The sequence below is a fragment of the Kribbella sp. genome, assembly GCF_035687465.1.
In the GTDB taxonomy this organism is placed as follows: domain Bacteria; phylum Actinomycetota; class Actinomycetes; order Propionibacteriales; family Kribbellaceae; genus Kribbella.
Genome location: NZ_DASRXP010000061.1, coordinates 1 through 19,334, shown reverse-complemented (window position 1 = coordinate 19,334; position 19,334 = coordinate 1). Strand labels below are relative to the sequence as shown.

The following is a 19,334-nucleotide window of genomic DNA, read 5'->3' as shown; positions in this document are numbered from 1 at the left end:
GGGCGGTAGGTGTGGGTGGTTCGTCGGGCGGTAGGTGTGGGTGGTTCGTCGGGCGGTAGGTGTGGGTGGTTCGTCGGGCGGTAGGTGTGGGTGGTTCGCGTCGCCGGGCTGCGTGATTTTGCTAGTCGCGGTGAGGTGAGTCAAGGGCGCTTCGCGGCCCTTCGGGCTCGAACAAGTTCGACCCTTGACACACCTCACCACGACCAGGGAAAGACGCAGCTACGCCCGGAGCCGCTGAGAAGAACGGCCACAAGTTCAAGGGACTACGTCGGGGGGCGGCCGAACGCCTTCCACGGTAAGGAATCCGGCGATTTCATCCGCCGCCGGCCGAATCTCGGTCAGGTTGTCGGACCTTGAACACCAAATCGGGGCTTCGGACAACAAATACCTTGTCCGAGGTCCCCACTACCTGTCCGAACCCCCGACTCAATCACCGCCCCGGTCCCAGGCGAACCACCTGGCGGAACGAGCACACCACCAGGCGGACCAACCAGTGACCGCCCCCGCCGATGCCCGCCTGCTCGACCGATACCGCCCTACAGACCGGCATCGGCCCAACGACCCGGCATCCACCCGGACGCGCCTACCGCCGATAGCAGGTTATTCGACCGATAGCGCCCAGTAGACCGGCATCGGTCCCATAAGCCGTCAGCTGGCGGAACCACGCTACTGCGCGACGCGCGGCCCACCATCCGGACCTACCGAACTCGCCGACCCCACCCGGGAAACCGGTTACTGGACAGGGTTCTGCGAGTTCTGTAGATGCCGGTGGGGCCGGGCACCGCTCTCGGCGGATTCGCCGGACAGGTGGAACTACTAGATGCAGCTCACCCCTCAACACCGGAACCACCCGGGCGAACGGAATCCCCTGAATGCAGCTCACACGTCAGCGCGGATCCGCGTAGCTGCGTCCTTCCCTGGCCGAGGTGGTGGGTGTCAAGGGTCGAAACTTGTTTCGAGCCCGCAGGGCCGCGAAGCGCCCTTGACACCCACCACCTCGGCTAGCACCATCACGCAGCGGAGACCGCGCAACCACACTGCCAATGCACCGGGCGCAACCACAGCCCCAATGCGTCGGCGCAACCACAGTCCCAACGCACCGGCGTACAGAGCGCCTGTCAAGCCACCCATCCATAGAACGTCAAGACGGGGCGAATGAACCAGGGTTGTCCACAGGAACCACCCGCCTCGGCCATGCCGCGCGTGCCGGCGCAACCACAGCCGGTGATGAACTCCGGCGCGCAACCCGACCCGGTCGCACGTCATACAGTTGCTGATAGCAACCACACCCGGTGCCCCATCGCATCCGACCTGTACGAAAGCGTTGGATCGGACCGTTCAGCTGGATGGCGGGACGCGGGTTTCGACGAGTTTCGTGGTTGTGGTCCAGAGGTCTTGCTGGATGCGCTCGGGGCGGCCGGGGAGTGGGCATTCGAGCAGGGCGGCGTTCTTGACGGAGAAGTAGCCGGCGGTTGTGGTGGCAAAGGCAGGGTCGGCGGCCAAGCGGCTGATTATTGCGGCGCCTCGTCGGGGGTCACCGATGCGGAGGGTCTTCAGGATCTTCTCCAGGACACCTGATCCAGGTAGTTCCCGGCCGAGACCGCTGGTGTTGAAGCCTGGGTCGCAGCAGTTCGCGGTGACACCCGTGGCGGCCAACTGACGGCCGAGCTCCTGGCTGAACATGATGTCCATCAGTTTCGTTCTGCCGTAGAGCTTTGACGACTCTCGCCGGGTGTAGTCCTCGGTACTGACCAGATCCCGGGCCGGGACGATGTCGCCGGCTTGCCGCGCGGCCTCGGACGCGACTGTGACGACCCGCGCCGGCGCCGAGGCGATCAGCTTTTCCCGCAAGGCGTTGGTGAGCACCCAGGGCGCAAGGTAGTTGACCGCCACCATTTCGCTGAAGCCATCGACGGTCACGCGCTGCGAGAACGCGTGCAGACCGGCGTTGTTGATCAGGACGTCGATCCGCTCGTAGTGGGCGTCGATCTCCGCGGCCGCCCGGCGCACCTCCGCGAGTGACGAGAGGTCCGCGAGGAACGCGTCGACGGACGCGGCCGGAGCGAGCCGGCCGATCTCAGCGCGCAATTCATCCACCTTGTCCTGGCTGCGAGCGACCACACCCAGGCGGATCCCCCGCTCCGCGAGGTCGAGCGCGACCAGCTTGCCGAGACCGTTGGTGGCGCCGGTGATGACGATGACAGGTCTGCTGTCCATGACTGGCTCAACTCCACACTGTTCGTGAGGTACCTCATTAATCTATCATCACTGAGGTACCTCACGAAATGAGCTCGAAGGAGTCCGATGCGCAACCGCTCGCCCAAGCCTGCAGAGGTGGGCCTGAGGTATCTCTCGACGGCCTACTGGATCCGCAAGGCGGTCGACGGCCAGATGGCCGACAACGGTCCGTCTCTGGCGCGAACGAAGGTCTTACAGGTACTCGACCGGCACGGCTCGCTCCGACAGGCCGCACTCGCGACCGAGCTAGGCCTCGCCGCCCGCTCGATCACCCAAGCGGTCGAGACGATGGAGCGGGACGGACTGGTGGAACGCCGCCCTGATCCCAAGGACCAGCGGGCAAAGCTCGTCAGTCTCACGGCCGAAGGAGCTGCCGCTCTGGTCGCCGGTACAGCCGCCGGCGAAGACGCGATCCGGCGAATCTTCGCTGGTCTCAGACCTGCCCAGCGAACGGCTCTGGACGAGATCCTCGACGTTCTCGACGCCACGGCCGGCTGAGGTCCCCTTCCCAGTCCGGCGGTGGCGGGTGATGCTGTGGGAATGACGGGGATGGTGGGGCGTGAGCGGGAGCTCGGCGCACTGCGGGGCTGGGTGGAGGAGGCTCGGCAGGGGCGCGGGCGGTTGGTGTTGTGTGGCGGGGAGGCGGGGGTCGGTAAGACCAGGCTGGCGCAGGAAGTCGCCGGCAGTGCGCTGGCTGGAGGTTGCACGGTCGCCTGGGGGCGTTGCGTGGAGACCGAGGGCGCGCCGGCGTACTGGCCGTGGATTCAGGTACTGCGCGCCCTCGGGGTTTCCGCCGATGCTGTCCTCGCCGGTGGCACCGAGGCACCGGAGGATCGGTTCAGGCTGTTCGACGAGGTCACCGAGGCGATTCGCGGCAGCGGTGGAAGCGGTGGACTCGTGGTCGTGCTGGACGACATCCACTGGGCGGATGAGACCTCACTTCGCGTACTACGCCATCTCGCCGACCGGCTGTCCGATTCCCAGGTGCTGGTACTGGCCACCTTCCGCGACGCCGAGCCGGCCAGCGTTCTCCCCCGGCTGCTGCCCGAGCTGCTGCGGTCACCGTCGGTGGAACGGATCGAACTGCGCGGGCTCGACGCAGGCGAGGTCCACGAGCAATTGCCGACGGCAAGCACCGATGAGGCCAAGGCGATCCACGAGGTCACCGGTGGAAACCCCTTGTTCGTCGGGGAGATCGCCCGAGCGATGGCGGACGGCTCATGGCGGGCGGACCGGCCACCACGGACAGTCCTGGAGATCGTCGGAGCTCGGGTCGACCGGGTCTCGCAAGGTTGCCGTCGGCTGGTGCAGGCAGCGGCGATCGTAGGACGCGACTTCCAGCTGGCCCTGGTCGCAGCGACGCTAGGCGAACCCATCGCGCAGTGTCTGCCGCTCGTCGATGAAGCCATCGCCTTCGGTCTGCTGGATCGAGTCGGCGACACCGGTGAGCACCGGTTCGTCCATGCGCTCACTCGCGACGCGGTCGAGGCCTCGCTGTCCACCGCCGAGAGAGGTGCCTTGCATCGGGCCGTGGCCGAGGCGTTGGAGGCGCAGTTCGCCGACGACCTGTCAGAGCACCTGGCCGACATCGCCCGGCACCGGCTCGAGCTGGCGCCGTACGGCGAACGGGACACAGCGCGGAAGTGGTTGATCCTTGCCGCCGACAATGCAGTACGGCAGCTTGCGTATGAGGAAGGCGTGCGGCTGTATCGAGCTGCGCTTGGTACAGCGCCGATGCCTGATGCGGAACGTTGCCGAGTGCAAATAACACTTGGCAGAGCGGCCTACCTTGCCGGCGATCTGGCTGCGTGCCGTACTGCGGCTGTGGCGGCCGCGGATGCTGCACGAACGGCAGGCAGCGCCGAGTTGTTGGGCGAGGCGGCGCTCATCCTCGAGGCCGTGCCCGATGCCGGGATCAACGCCACGGCCAAGCAGTTGTGCGAGGAGGCGCTCGCCGGGAGGACGGACGAGGCCTTGCGGGCAAGGCTGCTGGCGCAGCGCAGCCATCTCGCCTTCTACGACGGTGAGCAGGAGAGGCTCGAATCGCTCAGCGTCGAGGCGCTCGACCTCGCCCGCAAGTCGCAGGACGACCAGGCGTTGGCTGATGCGTTGAGGGCTCGACAGGAGGCGTGTCCTGGGCCGGCGGGCCGGGCGGAGCGGTTGTTGCTGGCAACTGAGATGCTTGCGCTCGCGCAGCGGACCGGCAGCGCCCGATCCGCGATGTGGGGCGAGATCTGGCGGCTCGATGCCTTGATCGAGAGCGGGCAGCTCGCCGCCGCGGCCGAGGAACTGCCAGCGCTGCGGGTCGCGGTCGAGCGTCTCGGCGGACCGGTGAGCGCCTGGCATCACGATCGCGTCGCCGCGTGTATCGCGCAGGCACGCGGCCGGTACGCCGAGGCAGCGCGCCTGGGAAGACTGGGATTCGACCGGATGCGCGTCGTCGAACCCGCTCCCGCGACGGGTGCCTACCTCGCTCTGCAGATCGCACTCGCCGGTCACATCGGCCTCACTGAGGACGCGGCAGTCCTGGTACGGCAGGTGCACGAACCGCCGCCGCGGTTCGCGATGATGGCCCGGCTCTCCCGGGCGCATCTGCTGCTGTGCGCCGGGCTGCCGGACGAGGCAGCAGCGTCGTACCAGCAGGCCGGACCGATCGAAGCCTGGTCGCTGCCTGCGTTCTTCGTCCTGCCTGGTTATGTGTACGCCGTGCTCGCGTGCGAGGGACTCGGCCGGTACGACGAACTCGCAGTACTGATGGAACGGCTCGAAGCGTTTCGCGGGGAACATGTTGTGGGCAACGGCGTCGCGTATATGGGGCCGACTGAGCTCGCCCTCGGACGTGCTGCCGCCGTACTGGGGATGGCGGACAGAGCCATCGAGGATCTGGAGTTCGCGAGGCGGCAGGCGGAGCGGGCGGGAGCGCCCGGGTTCGTTGCCGAGTCGCAGTATCACCTGGCGGTGGCGTTGCTCGAGCGCAACGGTCCGGGTGATCGGGATCGGGCCAGGGTGCACGCGCAGGACGCCGATCGACTGGCCAGGTCGCTCGGGATGAGCGCGTATGTCGATCGGACAGAGGCACTGGTGAACGGCGACTCCGCGGTGCTGAGTCCGCGGGAGGACGAGGTGGCGAAGCTGGTCGCGGAGGGGCTGACCAACCGGCAGATCGCGGAGCGGCTCTTCATTTCCGAACGCACGGCGCAGAACCACGTGCAGCACATCCTCACCAAGCTCGGCTTCGGAACCCGCAGTCAGATCGCAGTCTGGAGCGCCCGCGTCTCGAGATGAGTCGCGCCAACTGGTGAGTAGCAGGATGAGTGATTCGGCGGATTCGGGGCGGGTGGGGATTTCCTACCTTGGTCGTGCGGCGGACAAGCTGCCGCAGGACGAAGGAGAGCAATCATGAAGTGGATCGCAGTCGCCACCCCGCCGTTCCGGTCGATCGAGCAGTTCGACCAGGTGATGGGTCAGCTGGGCGCGGAACCGGCTGGTCTGGAGGCGCGGTACGTCGGGTCGACCGACGACGGGCTCCGGGTCGTCACGCTCTGGGAGTCGAAGGAGCACGCAGACCGGTTCTTCGCCGACCGGCTCGGCCCGGCGCTCGCAAAGGTCCTCGGCCCGGAACCGGCCGGAAAGCCGCAGGTCTTCGGCATCGAGGTCGCCCGCACCTACGTCCGCCAACCCGTCGGCTGACCCGAACCGCGCAGCTCACGTCTCGCCGGCACGGTCGCGCTCCTCCACGCCCTCCCGCACACTCACCCGTCGCCGGTACCGCGGCCAGGCTCAACCTGGCCTTTGTCACGGGCGTTTTGCTGGAGCAGGGTTTCGGCGAGGGCGAGGATGCGTGCGGAGACCTCGTGGATCTCGCCTGCGCCGACGACCGGGAGTACTGAGCCGCGGCCGGAGTACACCTCGATCAGCGGATGGGTCTGATCGGTGTAGATCTCCAGGCGGCGCCGGATGACTTCTTCGGTGTCGTCGGAGCGGTGCTCGAGTTGCGCGCGGAGGAGCAGGCGCTCGACGAGTTCGTCACGGTCGACCTCTAGGACCACGACCGCGTCGAGCTGACGGTCCTGGGCCGTGAGGAGGTCGTCGAGGACCTTCACCTGCTCGATCGTGCGCGGGTAGCCGTCGAGGAGGAACCCCGAACTGGTGTCTTCGAGCCGCTCCCGCACCATCGCGTTGGTCAGTTCGTCGGGGACGTACTCCCCCGCGTCGAGGTAGCGGTGTGCCTTCTGCCCGAGGTCCGTCCCGGCGGCGACCTGGGCGCGGAAGATGTCACCGGTGGAGATGGCCGGGATCCCGAGCCGGCCGGCCAGCACCTCTGCCTGGGTTCCCTTGCCGGAACCGGGTGGACCCATCAGCACGAGGATCGTCATCGGTCCTCCGAGGTTTCACGCGAGGGTCTCCTCCGCCCGCTGGGACCCCAGGTTAGCCGTCAGCCGCGAATCGGCCCAGATCGAGGCCGGGGCGAGATACGGGCGGATCAAGGCGGTGAGGTCAGGATCCCCCTGCCCGTCGAGCTCCGCGGTGATGATCCGGCGGGCTGCTCCGGCCAGGAGATCAGCTACTTGAATGCGGGGATCCGTGCGCGAGTCGACCCGCCGTACCGTGAGCGGCCGGCAGTCGTGCGAGAGCAGGAGTTGGTTGATCTGGGCAAGGCGATGCCCGGTCAAGGCGCTCTGCTCGTCGTGGTCGATCACCACAGATCGGCCGGTCGCGCCCCAATGCAGGGCGGCGTCGATGATCGCGGGGATCAGTGGCTCCAGCGGTGGCGGCAGCACCCGGTCGTCCCGGAATCTGGCCGGCAGCGAGTCCACCCGGCCGCGAGCCTGGCTCAGGCGACGGATCACCTCGCCAGGCACACCAGGCGACTGCAGTACGTCGACCTCGTGGAAGAACCTGTCCACCAGGATGTCGAACTGCTTTCGCCGCTTGGCTCGTAGTACGGCGATGAGGGTCTGAAGCAGGCCATGCCACTGATCCAGGCCGAACGCGGCGGGGGCCTGACGGTGAAGCATCAGGGCAGTCGCGCCGCTCTGTGGATCCTGGTCGAGGCTCGTCATCGACGCGTAACCGGCTTCCCCGAGGAACAGCTCCACAAGCCTGTTCGCCATGAAGAGAGGCTTGTCGGTGAGATGCACGTGCGCCTTGCCATAGAGCGGACCGGTTGCCCCCAGCAACCAGTCGAGCAGGGGCCGCTGCTTAGGTCTGAGTAACTGGTTGGACTTGTACTCACCGACCGAGTACGGCGAGCCGGCGCGAGCGGCATCCACGCAGTACTGGGCCACCTCCGGACTCAACTGGTGGGTGGCATGGGTGAATACCTCAGTGGTCGGATCGATCAGGTTCGAACCGGAGAACCCGGACTCGTCTCCCGCGACCTCGATGATGCGTGCTTGCACGTCTACTCCCTGACAGGCTGCCGATACGCGACGCCCCGACGAAGGCAGGGCGGCAAAGCCGGAGCACCAACCCCGGCTCTCAAGCGCTGATCACCCGGGGACCAAGCCCCGGGCTTCAGTACGCGGCAGCCAAACCAGCAGACATACCCCCATCCTCGCCGAAGCGCCGAGGCGACGCCACAGGTTTGGCCAGGCAGGGCAGAGCCCCGGGACCCGGTTGAGGTGCGGGCGGGTCCCGGGGCTTTGGGGGCGGTTAGGGGGTGGGGAGGTTTCGGGCTGTGGCGGACTGGGGGGTTGCGCCTCCGGCGATGGTGAAGCTGGAGCCTGGTTCGATGAGGATGTTGCCCTGGGCGGAGTTGGTGATGGTGGTGTTGGTGAGAGTGGCGTTACCGCGCGCTCCGCCCATCGCGAGGATCCCGGAGCCGTTGTTCGACTTGTCGATCTTCACGTTCGTGATCGCGACGTTCGGCATCAGGCCGCCGCCGGTCTTGAACTGGATGCCGTCATAGGTGGAATCCATGATGTCGGTGTCGCGGATGGTGACACCCGGGATCGGCAGGTTCTGCGGGAACAAGGTGATCGCACCGAACTCCTGGTCCTCGTTCCAGAAGGCCCCGCCGGTGCGGTAGAGCCCGTTGTTGGCGATCAGCGTCGTCCCGGAGAACGGCAGCGGGTCGTGATCGGTCGCCAGCATGATGCCCGGATAGTTCATCGTGTCGTAGATCAGGTTGTTCTCGATCTTGTTGTCGTAGCCGCCGTAGACCGCGATGCCGTTGGCCCGCCACGGCAGCTGGACCGTGTTGTTGGTGAAGGAGTTGGTGTGGGCGACGTCCACGGCCTGGTCCTTCACGTACTTGTTCGCCCAGACCGCCAGCGAGTCGTCGCCGGTGGTACGGAAGGACGAGTTGAACACCTTCGAGTTCCTGGTGCCGTTGGTGAAGTTGATGCCGTCGGCATAGGTGTCGCGGATCCGCATCCCGCTGAACTCGAGCCCGTCGGCCGGACCCCACAGCTCCTGGATGTTGTCGTAGTCGCGCCCGACCCAGACCCCGACGTTCGCGTGCTCGATCCACACGTTGGTGATCTTGGTGCCGGTACCGAACCGCCCGTTCAGGCCGACGCCACCCTCGGCGTTGCCGTCACCGCCGCGGATCCGGCCGGACCCGAAGATCGCGATGTCCGAGATCTGCGTGTTCTTGTCGATGTCGAAGCCGAAGTTGCCTTCGTGCGGGTGGTTGATGCCGCCCGCGTTCTGCGGCTCGATGGTCGAGTACAGCTGCGAGTGCCACATGCCCGCACCGCGGATGGTGACGTTGCTGATACCCACCTGGTTGTACTGACCCCGGTTCAGCGGGTCGTCGGTGAGGATCTTCTTCTCCTGGCGCCACTGCCCCGCCGGGATCCAGACGCAGCTGATCACGCCGTTCTGGTCGTCCGTCACGGCCCGCTGGATCGCGTCCGCGTCGTCGATCCCGTCGCCCGCGATCGCGCCGTACTGCGTGATGCTGGTGCAGCCCGCCGGCTGGCTCGACGGTGCAGCCACCTGCTCGAGGTCGATCGTGTCGATGATGTAGAACGACGCGGTATCACCCGAATCGCGCTGCAGCTTGAACTTCGTACCGGGCGGGTACGACGAGCTCAGCAGCGCATGTGATTCGTCGAACAGCCGGCGCGCGTCACCACCGGGAGTGTTCGTCAGGGCCTCGGGTCCGTCGACGTTCCCGTACAGCCAGCTGTAGTGCGATGACAGGTTCAGCTTCTGCGCGAAGGTCCCGTTGACGTAGAGGCTGATGGTGGCGTCGATGCCCTGGCCGTTCGCCGAGTCGGGGATCGAGTTGCGCACCACGATCGAGTTCGTCTGGTTGGTCGAGGTGAACTCCACGAACTGGCCCGTGCTGTTCAGCCGCACCGACTGCCGCCCGGAGGACTCCGTCGCGAAGTTGGTGTGCCCGAAGGTGCGCAGCGGGTCGGTCTGCAGCAGCGTGCCCTGGTAGCTCGCTGCCTCGGCCTCGTAGGAGACGTACGGGACAGCCGCGCCCCGGCCGACCACGATCGACTGGGACAGCGTGTTGTTGGTTTCGTTGGTCTCGGCAACCACATTGGTCGCATCGGCGGTAGCCGTGATGGTGGCGCCGCCGGTGGTCGCGGTCCAGGTACCGTTGACCGCCACGGTGACGGTCGCACCCGCCGCGATCGAGGCGGTGTTCGTGTTCAAGGTGGTGCCGCCGACGGCCAGGCGAGTGACGCTGGTCGCCCCCGATGCCGCAGTACCGCGGTTGTTGACGGTGACCGTGAAGCTGACCTGCGCGCCGACCGCCGGGCTCGCCGGGTTGGTTGTTACCCCGGTGACCTGCAGGTCAGGTCCCGGAGCCTGCGCAATCACCAGTTGCGATGCTGCCGTGAAGCTGTTGTTCGTGTCGCTCTGCTCGACGATCGTGTTGGTTGGATCGACGACCGCCGCGACGGAGTAGCTGCCCTGCGGCCGCGGTCCCGCGTTGTAGGACACTGTGGCCGAGGCGCCTGCGGCGAGTGCACCGACCGGAGCGCTGCCCACGACTGTGCCGCCGAGGTTGAAGTTGACGGTCGTCGCGCCGGCGGCCGCTGTGCCGATGTTCTGCACGGTTGCCGAGAGCGTGACGGCGCTGGTCTCGTTCGGGGAGGCAGGCGTCCAACTCACCGAGTTGACCACCAGGTCCGGGTTGGGTGCCGGCGTGCCGATCACCTGCAGTTCGGCGACCTGTCCACCCGGGGCGCCGGTGTTGCTGAAGACCTGCAGCCGTACGTCGGCAACGCTGCCGGTGACCGGGATCTCCACCGAGTTCTGGTTCGTCGCCGGGTTGAAGATGTAGTTCGCGCGGGCCGACAGGGAGGTGAAGGTCGTCGAGCCCTGATCGCGCCCGAGCACCTCGATGCTCTGCGTCCGGGTGCCCCACGCGGAGTCCGGGTTGAGCTTGACCACGACCGTGTTGACCTCGGCGTTGGAGCCGAGCTTCACGGTCAGCGTGGACGGGAAGCCGTTGGACTCCCAGTAGGTACCGATGTTGCCGTCGTTCGCGTTCGCCGCGACGAAGTTGAACACCGACGAGGATGCCTCCATCGGCTTGCCGGCGGCCAGGTTGGTGCCACCCGCCTGCCCGCTGCGGAGGACCCGGTTGCTGTCGGCGGATTGGTTGCCTACGGCATCACGGGCGCGGACGTAGTACTCCAGGTTCGCTGAGGCGGGCTGGTTGTCCGTGAACGTGAGGACGTTGCCGGCGACCGTCGTCACGGCCGCGTTGTTGCGGTAGACGGTGTAGCCGGTGACGCCGACATTGTCGGTCGACGCGGTCCAGTTCAGCCTGATCTGTCCCGTGGCGGGCTGGGTCAGGGTGAGGTTGCCGGGCGCGGTGGGGGCTTGCGTGTCGCCACCGGTGGTCGGACCCCAGACCTCGAACTCCGAGAGCTGACCGGCCGGCCACCCCGTGTTGGCGGTGATGTTCAGCCGGACGTAGCGGGTGGTGGTCGCCGGGAACGAGATCGTCACCGTGTTGGCGCTGCCGGGGGCGAAGTTGTACACCGCCGAGGCGACGATGTCGGAGTACGAGGTGCCGTTCGTACTGCCCTGGACGGCCAGGGTCTGCGACCGCGCGCCCCAGGAGGCGGGCAGTTTCAGCACCACGCGGTTCACGCTGGCGGCGGCACCGAGATCGGCCCGGAGCCACTGCGGGAAGGCATTGTTGTTGCTTTCCCAGTACGAGTTCTGGTTGCCGTCACCGCTGTTCCCGGCCGGGTACTCCGGCAGTGAACTGCTGGCGGACAACGTCTTGGGCAGGGCGGCATCGGCCGCGGAGGCGGGGGCCGGCGCGACGCCGACCAGGATCAGGGCGGCCGCGAGCAGGCCGCTGATCAGCCGCCATCGGGGCTGGATCCGTTTCATGGGTGTCCTCAGTTTCGGGCGGGAGACGAGGGGGCAGGTTCTTGCGCAGTTGTTGCTTACTTCTTGCAGAACGGTAGCCAAAGCTTGCAGGCTGGTTATCTGTTCGTCAACGGCTCGTCACACTTCGAAAACATCACCGTGCAGTCCCCGGCCCCGGACATGACAGAACCCGGCCTGCCTGGGAGAGGCAGACCGGGCTCGGTGAGTCAGGAGTTGTGGATCAGGGCTTGCGGGCGAGGCCGGCGAGCAGAAGGCGGCTCGCGCCGTTCGGGGTGGCGAGGTGCTCTCCTGGCGGCCACCACTCGTTCAGGCCGACCAGGCCGGGCTCGAGGATCTCCAGGCCGTCGAACAGGCCGGCGATCTCCTCGCCGGTGCGGAAGTAGAGGTCGTCGAACGCGACCTTCAGCTTGTCCTCCACCGCCGAGGAGAACTCCGCGAGGCGGCTACCGTCGCGCGGGTTGCTCGGGTGTGAGATCGCGAGATAGGAACCGGACGGCAGTGCCGCCATGTAGGCGCCGATGAACTCGCGGGCATGCTCCGTGTCGGGCACGTGGTTCAGCACCATGCCCAGCATCAGGCCGACCGGGCGGTTCAGATCCAGCGCGTTCGTGACGACCGGGTCGGCGAGAACGGCCGCGGGATCGGTCAGGTCGCCGGCGGCGAAGTACGTCTGCTTCTCGTCGACCAGCAGGGCCTCGCCGTGCGCGATCGCGGTCGGATCGTTGTCGACGTACACCACGGTCGCGCCCGGATCCGCCCGCTGCGCGACCTCGTGGGTGTTCTCCGCGGTCGGCAGCCCGGCACCGAGGTCGAGGAACTGGTTGATCCCGCCCTCGCGGACCATCCGGTCGACCGCCTTGGCCAGCCAGCGACGATTCTCCTTCGCCAACTCGGGGACTTCCGGGGCGATCTTGAGCACCTGCTGGAGGAGCTGCCGGTCGGGCTCGAAGTTGTTCTTGCCGCCGAGCAGCAGGTCGTAGAGACGGGCCACGTTCGGCCGGTTGGTGTCTAGTTCGGGCACGAAGGGCCGCTGCTCGCCGTCAGGCATCGCCTCGCCCCACCTCGCTCCGTGTTCGCTGAGTCACTATCCGAAAAGACCGATTGTCGCGAATCTACCGCAGCCACCACAACAGCTCGAAACCACCTCTCCACCCATCGTGCAACCGGGCCCGGCGCGGCCCGCGCCGACCGCCCGGCGGAACCCTCGGGCAACCCGGTTCCGGCGGGCGGGAGATCGGTACACAGTTGACCGGCAAGCGCTTGCCAAGCCAGCTGATCCACCACAGACTGAGCGCGACCCCGGACACCGCCCCCATGATCCCGGAGGACACCATGCACCGTCGTACCTTCCTGACCTCGACCGCTGCGCTGACGATGGCCGGCCTGACCGTTCCCGCCGCGGCAGTACAGAGCAGACCACCGACCACCACCGGGCCTCGCGCCACTCGGGCCACCACGCTCGACCAACTCAGGCAGGAAATCGCTGCCGCCGGGCCCGGTGCCCGGATCGTGCTCGCCAACGGGACGTACGACGTACCGGCCGACCGGCCGCTCGCGTTCCAGGGCAAGCACGGGACCGCGGCCGCTCCGATCACCGTGCTGGCCGAGACGCGGAACCAGGTGATCCTGACCGGCCAGCGCGGTTTCACCTTCGCCGACTCGTCGGACGTGACGATCAACGGATTCGTGTTCCGGCAGCGGAGCACGCTCGACCTGCCGACCAGTTGCAGCGGGATCCGGCTCACCCGCAACGACTTCCAGTTCACCGATTCGTCGGGCCTCAACTGGGTGCTGGTCCGCGCGGACAACACGAAGCTCGACCGGAACCACTTCCACGGCAAGTCGACCCTGGGCGTCTTCCTCGGCATCGAAGGCCCTGGCTCGGCCGGCATGGCCCGCGGGGTTCTGGTGCAGCGGAACTACTTCTCCGACCACACCTTCACCGGCGACAACGGCGGCGAGCCGATCCGGCTCGGCCTGAGCGGACGGTCGCTGAGCGACGCGGGCGCGCTGATCGAGCTGAACCTGTTCGAGCGGGCCAACGGCGACCCCGAGGCGATCTCGGTGAAGTCGGGCAGCAACACGATCCGGGACAACACGATCCGCAACAGTCTCGGCGGCATCGTGCTGCGGCACGGCAACAAGTCCCGGGTCGAAGGCAACTTCATCCTTGCCGGTAGCAACGGCATCAGGATCTATGGCAACGACCACCTGATCGTGAACAACTACGTCGAGAACGTCAGCGGCTCCGGCATCGTGCTGGGCAGCGGCTCGGTCCGCGACCACCTCGCGTCGGACAGCCCCGAGAGCCGTCGCGGGAACGACGCACCTGACCGCGTGACGATCGCTCTCAACACCGTGCTCTCCTCCGGTACTGCGATCGCCGGTGAAAGCGTCCGGACCCTGCCACCCCTCGGCTGCACGATCTCCGACAACCTCCTGGTCGGCGACTCGGGCAAGACCCTCGTGTCGATGCCGTACCAACAGGGCATCGCCTGGTCCGGCAACATCCTCTGGGGGCAGGCGTCGAACGGGAACATCTCAGGCGGGTTCAGCCGCAAGGACCCATTGCTGACGACGGGCGGCGTACGGCGGCTCACCTCCGGCAGCCCGGCGATCAACGCCGCGAGCAAGACCTATCCGACCGTCACCCGCGACGTCGACGGCAACTCCCGGTCGGGCCGGGCAGACGTCGGCGCCGACGAGTACAGCACCGCCGCCCCGACCAACCGCCCACTCACCGCGACGGACGTCGGCCCCTCAGCACCCTGACGATGAGTTCTCCGCCGCCCGCTCGTCTCAACGGAGGCAACCGAGACAATCGAGCAGGAGGAACTATGGCCAAGGTGTTGTACTCAGTCACCATGTCGCTGGACGGGTTCATCGCGGGTGCGGGTGGCGACATGTCCTGGGCGGCGGAGTTCTTCGGGCCCAACCCCGAAGTCACGGAGCTGATCCCGCGGATCGGCTCGCTGCTGGTCGGCAGGCGCACGTTCGACGGCGACGATCCGAACAAGGGACGGGAGGGCGAGGGCAAGGCGTTCGGTGGCGGGTGGGACGGGCCGCAGTACGTCGTCACGCACCGAGTGCCCGACCAGACCATCCCCGGCGTCACCTTCGTCGATGATTTCGCGAAGGCGCTGCAGCAGGCGAAGGAGGCGGCGGGCGACAAGTACGTGAACGTCCTCGGTGCCGACATCGCGAGACAGTGCCTCGAGGCCGGCGAACTCGACGAGGTCCTCACCTGCATCGCCCCGGTGATGCTCGGCGACGGCGTGCGCCTCTTCGACCACCCTGGCGGCACCAAGGTCAAGCTCGACCGCCTCAGCAACACCGGGGTGCCAATGGCAACAAACCTCTGGTACGCCGTGAAATCCGCCTGACAGCCGGGGATCCGGGCGACTAGCCTCGCCGGATGGACGATCGCAGGCAGATGGATCGCAACCAGCACGCCTGCGTTCGGGGACGTGAGCAGCAAGAAGTTGCTGCACCTGCTGTGCCACTTCGGGATGGACACCCTGTCGTGGGCACGGCTCGGCGCGGAGGTCACTGGGACCGACTTCTCGGCTGAGGCGATCGCAGCAGCGACGGCCTTGGCCGAGGAGCTCGCCCTACCGGCCCGTTTCGTCCAAGCCAACGTGTACGACCTGCCCGCCGTGCTCGAAGATTCCTTCGACCTAGCCAGGAAGCCCCCACTCACCACCAGATCACCTGGCCGTGGACAGTCAGCGGCCTGGTGAACGCCCTGGCAGACGCCGGCCTCCGCATCGACCACCTGGCCGAACTCCCCGTAGACCTCCCCAACGCCACCCCGCCATGACGCTGTCCCCCGACGGCTTCTACCACCTCCCCGGCGACCCCATCCCCCTCCTCCTCACCTGCACCGCCACGAAGCCGGTGTGAGGTGACTGATACTGGGCGGGTGTTCTTGTCTACGGAGCGGTTGGTGGTGCGGCGGTTTCGGGTGGGGGATGCGGAGGCGTTCTCGGGGTATCGGTCGGTGCCTGAGGTTGCGCAGTGGCAGTCGTGGGAGGCGCCGTACTCGATGGAGGAGGCGGTGAAGGCAGTGGAGGCTTTTGCTGCCGGCGATCCGTTGGTGCCGGGGTGGTTCCAGTACGCGGTCGATCGGGATGGCGTGCTGATCGGCGACATCGGGGTGAACCTGCACGAGAACCTGATGCAGGCGGAGATCGGGTACACCTTCGCTCCGGAGTACCAGGGGCAGGGTTACGCGACCGAGGCCGTCCGCGGGCTGCTCGGGCTGCTCTTCGTAGAGCGGAAGCTGCACCGGGTGTCGGCCGAGTGCGATGCTCGGAACGTGAGCTCGGCCCGACTGCTGGAGCGCCTCGGCTTCAGGCTGGAAGGCCTGCGGCTCTCCAACACCTGGTTCAAGGGCGAGTGGACGGACGACCAGCTCTTCGGCCTGCTCGCCAGCGACTGGCCGACCTAGGAGCTGGTCCCGCGCACGGCCCAGGCTCGCGCGGTCAGCTCGATCGATCCGTCCGCCGCCGCGGGAACCCTTTCCTGCAAGGCTTTTCGCAATGCCTCCCGAGTCGTCTCGTCCAGACCTCGCAGGTACGCCGGCCCGACTCCCGCCCCACCGAGGAACGGTGACCAGTAGTCATCGAAGGACGGAAACACAGTCGGTACGACGATGCCGCGGCTCGTGACCCCGCCGAACCCGGCCTCGGCGAACATCTCCTCCAACGCATCCGGACGGCAGAAAGCGAACCTCTCCCCCTCATGATGCTCAGCAGCGGCCGGGTCCAGTTCCACCAGCGCGTCCCAGAAGTACTTCATCAGCTGCATGCCGTCCGCGTAGTCCCAGACATAGGCGGCCACGGTTCCACCGAGCTCGCCCATCCGGCGCAGCGCCGACACCCGATCGGGCAGGAAGTTGAGCACCAGCCCGGAGACGACCAGATCAAAGGACCCGGACGGGAGCTGCGCGGCATCGCCTACTTCGAAGGTGACCGCGTCGTTCTGCACGGTCCGGCGGGCGTAGTCCACAAAGGCCTCCGAGCGATCCACCCCGACCACCTTGGCAGGCGCCGCGGTGTCCAGGATCGTGCTGCTCAGCGCCCCGGTCCCGGACCCGACATCGAGCCACCGCAGTCCCGGCGGCTGGTCCAGCCAGTCCACGAACTCCTTCGCGACCAGCCGGCTCCAGCGACCGACGTACGGCTCGTAGCGTTCCCCGCTCGACCACTCGTCCATGCCGCAGAGTACGACAGGATCGCCTGCCTGGGCATCGTTCTCAGGCGACGTTGGCGGCGAGGGTGACGCCGGTGAGACTCTCGGCAACGGACCAGAGCCGGGCGTTGGCCTGGGCGTCGAGGGCGCGGCGAGGAGCCTTCGCGAGCTTGGTCGGGCCGACGAGACCGAGTGCTCCCGACGGGCCGTAGTACGCGCCGGCGACGGCGTCAGGGCTGGTCGCTGCGAACAGCAACGGTTCGGTGCCCTGCTCCACGTCCTGCTTGGGCAACGGGTTGAACCTGGTGACGAGTCCATGCCAGGCAGGCAGCCTGTCGCGCCCGAGACTGATACCGGCCGTCTGCAGATTGGTCCGGGTGTAGCCGGGGTGGGCCGCAGTACTCAGCAGCGCCCAGCCACGCTCGGCACTGATCGCCGCGAGTTGCTTGGTCAGCATCAGGTCCGCCAACTTCGACTGCGCGTACGCCGCGGTCGTGCGGTACCGGTGCTGCTCCCACTGCAGGTCGTCGAACTGGATCTTGCCGAAGTTCGCCGTCCCGCTGCTCATCGTCGCCACCCGTGGCGCCGGGGCGTCGAGCAACAACGGCAGCAGCCGCAGGGTGAGCGCGAACGGGCCGAGGAAGTTGCTGCCGAACTGCAGCTCGAAGCCGTCTTTGGTCGTCATCCGGCTCGGCGGGGTCATCACCCCGGCGTTGTTCACGAGCAGGTCGAGCGGCCGGCCGTCGGCGCGCATCCCGGCGGCGAACTCCGTAACGGAGGCCAGGTCCGCGAGATCGACCCGGCGTACTTCGAGTTTGGCGTTCGGGTACTCCGCCAGGATCTCCTCGCGCGCGGCCTGTCCCTTCGCCACCGTGCGAACAGCCATCACGACCTGGGCACCAGCGGCCGCGAGGCGCTTGGTCGCCTCCTTGCCGGTGCCACTGTTCGCACCGGTGACGACGACGTACTTGCCGGACTGATCGGGAACGACGTACATGCTGGTCTCCTCAATAAAAGACTGCCGGTCTGTTATGAGAAGACGTTAACAGACCGGTGGTCTGATGACAACAGACCGGCGGTCTGTAGGATGTGACCATGACGACGTTCCAGCGGGCCCGGAGCGAGGAGCAGCGGGCCCAGCGGCGACAGGCGATCCTCGACACGGCCGGCGCGATGCTGACCGAGCTGCCGGTCGCTCAGCTCAGCCTGAACGAGCTGAGCCGTCGTGTCGGGCTGGCGAAGTCGAACGTGCTGAACTACTTCGAATCCCGTGAAGCCGTCCTGCTCGAGCTGCTGATCTCGGAGCTGGAGACCTGGACCGCGGAGCTCGGCGGGGCCGTGGACGCCCGCGTGGATCCGGCCGCTCCACTGCCCGAGCGCGCCGGTCAGCTAACGGACACGGTGATCGCCACCTTGTTGGCGCGACCGATGCTGTGCACGTTGATCAGCGCACAGGCGGCCGTGCTCGAGCACAACATCTCCACCGAGGCGGCCCTCGCGTTCAAGCGCGGCGCGGCCGCCAGCTACGGCGACATGATCCGGGCGGTCCTGACCGGCCTGCCCGAGCTCGGCGAGGACGGCGCGGGCCGTTTCATCGCCACGGCCGGCCTGCTCGCCGGCGCGCTCTGGACCCACGCGCATCCGGCCGACGCGATCCTGGCCGCCTACGACACCGATCCGTCCCTGGCGCCGCTGCGGATCGAGTTCGGGCCGGCCCTCCGCGACGCCCTCGACGCCCAGCTCCGCGGCCTGCTCACGCCCTGGCCGACCTGAGCAGCACGAAACCGGCCCGGCGGCATGCTGCCACCGAGCCGGGCATTCGTTCGTACTACGGCGCGAAAACCGCCGCGTGATCCGCGAAGACCCGAAAGCGGCGATCAGGCCCTCCTCGTCGACCTGCCAGATGGCCACCCCCGGGACGGTCACCTCTTGGCCGTCGAGGCGCAGGTAGGTGACTTCGGTCTCGGCGATGGTGTCCGCCTCGACCGTCCACTCCTTCCGCAAGTGATGACGAATCCCCCGCAGTTGGCTGAAGAACGCTTCGTTGCCCGCCACAATCGCTTCGCGACCTTCGAGCGGTTCGCTGTTCCCATCACGAACCGCGCATCCGGTGAGAACAGCTCACCGGCTCCCTCCAGGTCCTGCGCATCGATCAGGCGGAACAAACTCAGTGCATCAGTCATCTCGGGTCCCCCGGTTCGCATCGTCGACACCGGCAAGTTCTCCGCCGGTACTCCGGACGCTATCGGCGCCCGCCACGCGCCGCCTATCCCAGTTTTGTGGGGTGTCTCGCCCGCCCACGCGCCGGCTGCGAGCGGGCAGCGGTAGGCGCCCATCGGTTACGGGGCGAAGACCGGGGTCTGGTCGACGAAGACGCGGTAGTCGACGATCAGCCCGTCCGCCCCGACCCGCCAGATCGAGACGGCAGGAACAGTGACCTCCTTGCCGTCTCGGCGCAGATAGATCACGTTCGTCTCCGCGATGGTCTCGGCGCCGACGGTCCATTCGCGCAGCAGTTCGTGCCGGATGCCCTGGTGCGGGACAAGCGAGATCGCCGCTCGGCTGTTCGTCTCACCGCACACGGT

Annotated in this window: 16 protein-coding genes and 1 pseudogene; 8 read left to right on the top strand and 9 right to left on the bottom strand. The window is 67.3% G+C overall.

The features are described 5' to 3' along the window. Nucleotides 1-1,338: 1,338 nt before the first annotated feature. Nucleotides 1,339-2,217, bottom strand: coding sequence for an SDR family NAD(P)-dependent oxidoreductase (locus tag VFG33_RS03115; RefSeq protein ID WP_325022153.1), 879 nt, complete (start codon nt 2,215-2,217; stop codon nt 1,339-1,341). An 87-nt stretch (nt 2,218-2,304) separates the two neighbouring features. On the opposite strand from VFG33_RS03115, the gene VFG33_RS03110 reads away from it, so the two are divergent. The 3 genes from VFG33_RS03110 (at nt 2,305) to VFG33_RS03100 (ending at nt 5,928) form a co-directional block, all read left to right on the top strand. Further along, nucleotides 2,305-2,736, top strand: coding sequence for a MarR family winged helix-turn-helix transcriptional regulator (locus tag VFG33_RS03110; protein ID WP_325022151.1), 432 nt, complete (start codon nt 2,305-2,307; stop codon nt 2,734-2,736). A gap of 42 nt (nt 2,737-2,778) precedes the next feature. Beyond that, nucleotides 2,779-5,523 carry an ATP-binding protein gene (locus tag VFG33_RS03105; RefSeq protein WP_325022149.1) on the top strand — a complete coding sequence of 915 codons (2,745 nt, stop codon included), beginning with the start codon at nt 2,779-2,781 and terminating at the stop codon, nt 5,521-5,523. Between the two features lie 114 nt (nt 5,524-5,637). Then, entirely contained in the window at nt 5,638-5,928 is a 291-nt protein-coding gene (locus tag VFG33_RS03100; protein WP_325022147.1) for a hypothetical protein, read from the top strand. Nucleotides 5,929-5,990: 62 nt separating this feature from the next. On the opposite strand, the gene VFG33_RS03095 is transcribed toward VFG33_RS03100, so the two are convergent. From VFG33_RS03095 to VFG33_RS03080, 4 genes are all read right to left on the bottom strand, one after another. Then, on the bottom strand, nt 5,991-6,614 hold the full coding sequence (locus VFG33_RS03095; protein ID WP_325022145.1) for an adenylate kinase: 624 nt from the start codon (nt 6,612-6,614) through the stop codon (nt 5,991-5,993). Nucleotides 6,615-6,629: 15 nt separating this feature from the next. Next, on the bottom strand, nt 6,630-7,640 hold the full coding sequence (locus tag VFG33_RS03090) for a DUF3800 domain-containing protein (RefSeq protein WP_325022143.1): 1,011 nt from the start codon (nt 7,638-7,640) through the stop codon (nt 6,630-6,632). Between the two features lie 253 nt (nt 7,641-7,893). Then, a complete protein-coding gene (locus VFG33_RS03085; RefSeq protein WP_325022141.1) occupies nt 7,894-11,556 on the bottom strand; it encodes a CARDB domain-containing protein in 3,663 nt (1,220 codons plus the stop codon). 220 nt (nt 11,557-11,776) lie between these two features. Further along, nucleotides 11,777-12,604 carry an SAM-dependent methyltransferase gene (locus VFG33_RS03080; RefSeq protein ID WP_325022139.1) on the bottom strand — a complete coding sequence of 276 codons (828 nt, stop codon included), beginning with the start codon at nt 12,602-12,604 and terminating at the stop codon, nt 11,777-11,779. A 284-nt stretch (nt 12,605-12,888) separates the two neighbouring features. Between VFG33_RS03080 and VFG33_RS03075 the strand changes: the two genes are divergently transcribed. The 4 genes from VFG33_RS03075 (at nt 12,889) to VFG33_RS03060 (ending at nt 16,006) form a co-directional block, all read left to right on the top strand. Beyond that, nucleotides 12,889-14,328 carry a polysaccharide lyase 6 family protein gene (locus tag VFG33_RS03075; protein ID WP_325022137.1) on the top strand — a complete coding sequence of 480 codons (1,440 nt, stop codon included), beginning with the start codon at nt 12,889-12,891 and terminating at the stop codon, nt 14,326-14,328. A 65-nt stretch (nt 14,329-14,393) separates the two neighbouring features. Then, complete coding sequence (locus tag VFG33_RS03070; RefSeq protein WP_325022135.1) at nt 14,394-14,939, top strand: dihydrofolate reductase family protein; 546 nt, start codon at nt 14,394-14,396, stop codon at nt 14,937-14,939. An 84-nt stretch (nt 14,940-15,023) separates the two neighbouring features. Further along, a complete protein-coding gene (locus tag VFG33_RS03065) occupies nt 15,024-15,296 on the top strand; it encodes a methyltransferase domain-containing protein (RefSeq protein WP_325022133.1) in 273 nt (90 codons plus the stop codon). Nucleotides 15,297-15,478: 182 nt separating this feature from the next. Then, a complete protein-coding gene (locus VFG33_RS03060; protein ID WP_325022131.1) occupies nt 15,479-16,006 on the top strand; it encodes a GNAT family N-acetyltransferase in 528 nt (175 codons plus the stop codon). Here VFG33_RS03060 and VFG33_RS03055 read toward each other — a convergent pair. Further along, nucleotides 16,003-16,773, bottom strand: a complete 771-nt coding sequence (locus VFG33_RS03055; protein WP_325022129.1) for a class I SAM-dependent methyltransferase — start codon at nt 16,771-16,773, stop codon at nt 16,003-16,005. The two genes, VFG33_RS03060 and VFG33_RS03055, sit on opposite strands and share 4 nt — an antisense overlap. Nucleotides 16,774-16,813: 40 nt before the next feature. Continuing rightward, nucleotides 16,814-17,746 (bottom strand): SDR family oxidoreductase, encoded by a 933-nt coding sequence (locus VFG33_RS03050; RefSeq protein WP_325022127.1) that lies wholly within the window; start codon nt 17,744-17,746, stop codon nt 16,814-16,816. A 98-nt stretch (nt 17,747-17,844) separates the two neighbouring features. Between VFG33_RS03050 and VFG33_RS03045 the strand changes: the two genes are divergently transcribed. Then, a complete protein-coding gene (locus tag VFG33_RS03045) occupies nt 17,845-18,522 on the top strand; it encodes a TetR/AcrR family transcriptional regulator (protein WP_325022125.1) in 678 nt (225 codons plus the stop codon). A gap of 108 nt (nt 18,523-18,630) precedes the next feature. Here the strand turns inward: VFG33_RS03045 and VFG33_RS41210 are convergent. Both VFG33_RS41210 and VFG33_RS03040 read right to left on the bottom strand, forming a co-directional pair. Continuing rightward, a pseudogene (locus VFG33_RS41210) lies at nt 18,631-18,822 on the bottom strand (hypothetical protein); the annotation flags it as partial. Nucleotides 18,823-19,088: 266 nt separating this feature from the next. Further along, the coding region (locus VFG33_RS03040; RefSeq protein WP_524538115.1) for a nuclear transport factor 2-like protein at nt 19,089-19,334 on the bottom strand (246 nt) is incomplete at its 5' end.

Coding starts and splice junctions, on each gene's coding strand:
- VFG33_RS03115 (WP_325022153.1), bottom strand. CDS start 2,217: ATGGACAGCAGACCTGTCATCGTCATCACCGGCGCCACCAACGGTCTC.
- VFG33_RS03110 (WP_325022151.1), top strand. CDS start 2,305: ATGCGCAACCGCTCGCCCAAGCCTGCAGAGGTGGGCCTGAGGTATCTC.
- VFG33_RS03105 (WP_325022149.1), top strand. CDS start 2,779: ATGACGGGGATGGTGGGGCGTGAGCGGGAGCTCGGCGCACTGCGGGGC.
- VFG33_RS03100 (WP_325022147.1), top strand. CDS start 5,638: ATGAAGTGGATCGCAGTCGCCACCCCGCCGTTCCGGTCGATCGAGCAG.
- VFG33_RS03095 (WP_325022145.1), bottom strand. CDS start 6,614: ATGACGATCCTCGTGCTGATGGGTCCACCCGGTTCCGGCAAGGGAACC.
- VFG33_RS03085 (WP_325022141.1), bottom strand. CDS start 11,556: ATGAAACGGATCCAGCCCCGATGGCGGCTGATCAGCGGCCTGCTCGCG.
- VFG33_RS03080 (WP_325022139.1), bottom strand. CDS start 12,604: ATGCCTGACGGCGAGCAGCGGCCCTTCGTGCCCGAACTAGACACCAAC.
- VFG33_RS03075 (WP_325022137.1), top strand. CDS start 12,889: ATGCACCGTCGTACCTTCCTGACCTCGACCGCTGCGCTGACGATGGCC.
- VFG33_RS03070 (WP_325022135.1), top strand. CDS start 14,394: ATGGCCAAGGTGTTGTACTCAGTCACCATGTCGCTGGACGGGTTCATC.
- VFG33_RS03055 (WP_325022129.1), bottom strand. CDS start 16,773: ATGGACGAGTGGTCGAGCGGGGAACGCTACGAGCCGTACGTCGGTCGC.
- VFG33_RS03050 (WP_325022127.1), bottom strand. CDS start 17,746: ATGTACGTCGTTCCCGATCAGTCCGGCAAGTACGTCGTCGTCACCGGT.
- VFG33_RS03045 (WP_325022125.1), top strand. CDS start 17,845: ATGACGACGTTCCAGCGGGCCCGGAGCGAGGAGCAGCGGGCCCAGCGG.